The sequence below is a fragment of the Acidimicrobiales bacterium genome (assembly GCA_036399815.1).
Classification (GTDB): Bacteria; Actinomycetota; Acidimicrobiia; order Acidimicrobiales; family DASWMK01; genus DASWMK01.
The window spans coordinates 1-3,404 of the sequence record DASWMK010000032.1; the positions used below are offsets into that span (position 1 = coordinate 1).

Sequence of the window (3,404 nt, forward strand, 5' to 3'; positions counted from 1 at the left end):
GCGGCGCGCCCCGGCGGGCGGCCAGCGGCAGGCCCGTCTGAGCCGGGCCGGGCAGCCGGTGCAGCAGCGGGCGGCACGGCAGCCGGAGCCGGGCGGCCACCCGGCGGGCCAGCAGCTCGGCCTGGTCGAACCCCCGCCGGCGCCGGCGCGCCGGGGTGGTCGGGACCCAGGTGACGAGGTCGACGTCGATGCCGGCCACCAGCGCCGCCATGGCCGCCGCCAGCCACGGCAGGGCCGCCCGCCGGTTCCGGTACTTCGTGCGGGCCACCAGCTCGCGCCCGACCCCCTCGTAGGCGAGGAGGGCGACGACCCGGTCCACCCCGGGCGGGGTCGCCAGCGGCGGGGCCCGGTGGAGGGACGCCGCGCACGACGGGCACGGCGCCCGGCCGGGCGCCCCGCACACCGGGCAGGTGGACGGCAGCAGCACGCCGACGACGGTACGCAGGGGGTGTGACAGCAACCCCCGTCCGGGCCGTGCTCGCCCGACGGCGGAACGGGGAGCGGCCCGACGGCGCAACGCGGGCCGCCCGAAGGAGAACGGCCCGACGGCGCAACGGGGGCCGGCCCGACGGGGACCGCCCGACGGCGGAACGGGGCCGGCCCACCGAGACGGCCCGACGGCGCCGCGGCACGGCGCCCTCAGCCAGCCAGCGGGGCCGATCCCCGGGAAGGGTCGCGGCCGGGGCGCCGGTAGCCTCGCCGGGGTGTTCGTGTCGCTGCCGGCTCGGGAGGTGCGGCGGCGGCTGCCGAGGCTGCTGCTCGGGCTCGTCATGTGCGGGGTCGGGATCGCGCTCATGGTCGAGGCCGAGCTAGGGCTGGCGCCGTGGGACGTGCTCCACCAGGGCCTGTCCGAGCTGACCGGCGTCCCGATCGGCACGACCAACGTCGCCGTCGGGGCGCTCGTCCTGCTCACCTGGCTGCCGCTGCGGGAGCGGCCGGGCCTCGGCACGGTCCTGAACGTGCTCCTCATCGGCCTGACCGTCGACGCCGTGCTGGCCGTCGCCCCCCACGTCGAGGCGCTCGCCGTGCGGGGTCCGCTGCTCGTCGGCGGCGTGCTCACGTTCGGCGTCGGCTCGGGGTTCTACATCGGCGCCGGCCTGGGGCCCGGCCCCCGCGACGGCCTCATGACCGGCATCTCCCGCCGGGGACCGTCAGTGCGGGTGGCGAGGACGGCCATCGAGCTCGTCGTGCTCGTGGCCGGCTTCCTGCTGGGCGGCGGCGTCGGGGTCGGCACGGTGCTGTTCGCCCTGGCCGTCGGCCCCGTCGTGCACTACGCGCTGGACCGGCTGACGATCCCCGGCGGCGCCGCGCCCCGGCCCTCGATCACGCCGTCCTCGGTCACGTAGGCCGTCACCAGCGCCGCGGGCGTGACGTCGAACGCCCAGTTCTCGGCGGTCACGCCGGCCGGGGCCACCCGGACGCCGCCCATGGCGACGACCTCCTCGGCCGGGCGGCGCTCGATCGGGATGGCGGCGCCGTCCGGGCAGTCCGGGTCGAACGTGGACGTCGGGGCGGCCACGTAGAACGGGATGCCGTGGTGGGCGGCCAGCACGGCCAGCCCGTAGGTACCGACCTTGTTGGCGACGTCGCCGTTGGCCGCCACCCGGTCGGCGCCCACGACGACGAGGTCGACCTCGCCCGACGCCATCAGGCCGGCGGCCATCACGTCGGCGACGATCGTGCAGGGGATGCCGAGCTGGTCGAGCTCCCAGGCCGTGAGGCGGGCGCCCTGGAGCACCGGGCGGGTCTCGTCGACCCACACGGCGGGCGACCGGCCGGCCTCGTGGGCGGCCCGGATGACGCCGACCGCGGTGCCGTAGCCGACGCAGGCCAGGGCGCCGGCGTTGCAGTGGGTCAGCACCCTGGCGCCGGGCGGGACGAGGGCGGCGCCCGCCGCGCCGATGCGGCGGTTGCGGGCCACGTCCTCGGCGGCGACGGCGATGGCCTCGGCCACCGGGTCGGCCGCGTCGGCGGCCCGGCGCGCCCCCCAGGCGAGGTTGACGGCCGTCGGCCGGGTGGCGACCAGCCGCGCCACGGCCGGCTCGATGGGCTCGCCCCGCACGAAGGCCAGGGCCACGCCGAAGGCCCCGGCGGCGCCCAGCGCCGGCGCGCCCCGGATGGCCATCGTGCGGATCAGCTCGCACAGCTGGTCGACCGTGCCGGCCTCGGCCACGACCAGCCGGCCGGGCAGCTGCCGCTGGTCGATCAGGCGGACGGCCCCTCCCTCCCACCAGATCGTGGGAGGGAGCGGGTCACCGGTCGGTTCGGTCGCCACCGGCCCATCCTGGCCGACGGGCGGGCCGTCCCGGTCGATCTACAGCTGGCCGGTGGGGAGCGCGCAGCTCCAGCCGAACAGCTCGTCGGGCTGGAAGCCGGGCACCGACGAGGCGACGCCGACCGTGCCGAACCACGAGCTCGGGACGGGTGCCTGCACCGCCGGGGCCAGCGGGCTGGTGGCGCCGGTGATGCGCAGCACGTCGATGCCGCGGTAGGCGTCGGCCGTGTAGACGATGTCGCTCGCCGTCGGCGACCAGTACGCCGCCCACGTCGACCCGGCCGCCGGCAGGTAGTAGCCGACCTGGCGGATGTCGCGGGGGTTGCGGACGTCGAGGAAGCGGACGCCCTGCTCGTACCAGCCGACGGCGGCGACGCCGCCCCGGTAGTCGAACCAGTGCGACGAGCAGTTGACGGTGACGGGCGCCTTGGAGTCGGTCGCCGTCCCGCCGGTGAGGAACCCGTTGAGCTCGGTCGTCCACGTGTCGAGCGGGTGCATCTCGCGGCCGCCGGTCTCGATCCGCCACGTCTCGAACTTGCCCTGGCCGTTGCAGCTGCCCGGCTGGGCCTGGTCGGTGTCGATGTAGTCCTCCTCGGTGATGAGGAGCACGTCGCTCGAGGCCCGCTGGGAGTTGTGGAGGATGAAGTCGTTGAACCGCGAGTTGGTGTCGTCGAAGTCGATGTTCACCCCGTTGCGGCCCGACGCCGCCACCAGGTGGGGCTGGAGCGGGTCGTTGGTCAGCTGGTACCCGGCGACGCCGCCGCCGCCCACCGACCACAGCGTGCCGGTGCTGTCCCGCTCGGTGTCGTGGGTGACGACGAACGCCCCCGGCTCGTCCGGGTTCGGCCCGGTGGCCGCCCTGGACTGGAACGTCCCGAGGGAGACGGGCGCCGTCGGGTGGCTGAGGTCGACCACCTCGACGTCGTCGCCGCCGTCGATCCAGGCGAGCGAGCAGTCGGCCGTGACGAAGTTGGCGATGTGGCCGGGGCCGCGGCCCTCGCCGGTCAGCCCGAGCGGCAGGCTGGCGGCCAGGGTGGGCAGGCTCGGGTTGGTGATGTCGATCACGTGGAGGACGCCGCCCATGTCGGCCTCCACCCGGTCGTTGGCGATGAGCAGCGTGTTGCCGCAG

Annotated in this window: 4 protein-coding genes; 1 reads left to right on the forward strand and 3 read right to left on the reverse strand. The window is 76.4% G+C overall.

Annotated elements, in window-relative coordinates; translation table 11 throughout:
- Positions 1-427 (reverse strand): hypothetical protein (locus VGB14_02120; GenBank protein HEX9991703.1); only part of this gene is annotated, 427 nt, incomplete at its 3' end.
- Between the two features lie 277 nt (positions 428-704).
- Here VGB14_02120 and VGB14_02125 point away from each other — a divergent pair.
- A complete protein-coding gene (locus VGB14_02125) occupies positions 705-1,346 on the forward strand; it encodes a hypothetical protein (GenBank protein ID HEX9991704.1) in 642 nt (213 codons plus the stop codon).
- Here the strand turns inward: VGB14_02125 and mtnA are convergent.
- Together mtnA and VGB14_02135 are read right to left on the reverse strand one after the other, a co-directional pair.
- A complete protein-coding gene (gene mtnA / locus VGB14_02130) occupies positions 1,271-2,275 on the reverse strand; it encodes an S-methyl-5-thioribose-1-phosphate isomerase (GenBank protein HEX9991705.1) in 1,005 nt (334 codons plus the stop codon). The two genes, VGB14_02125 and mtnA, sit on opposite strands and share 76 nt — an antisense overlap.
- Positions 2,276-2,314: 39 nt before the next feature.
- A partial coding sequence (locus VGB14_02135) for a hypothetical protein (protein ID HEX9991706.1) occupies positions 2,315-3,404 on the reverse strand: 1,090 nt, incomplete at its 5' end.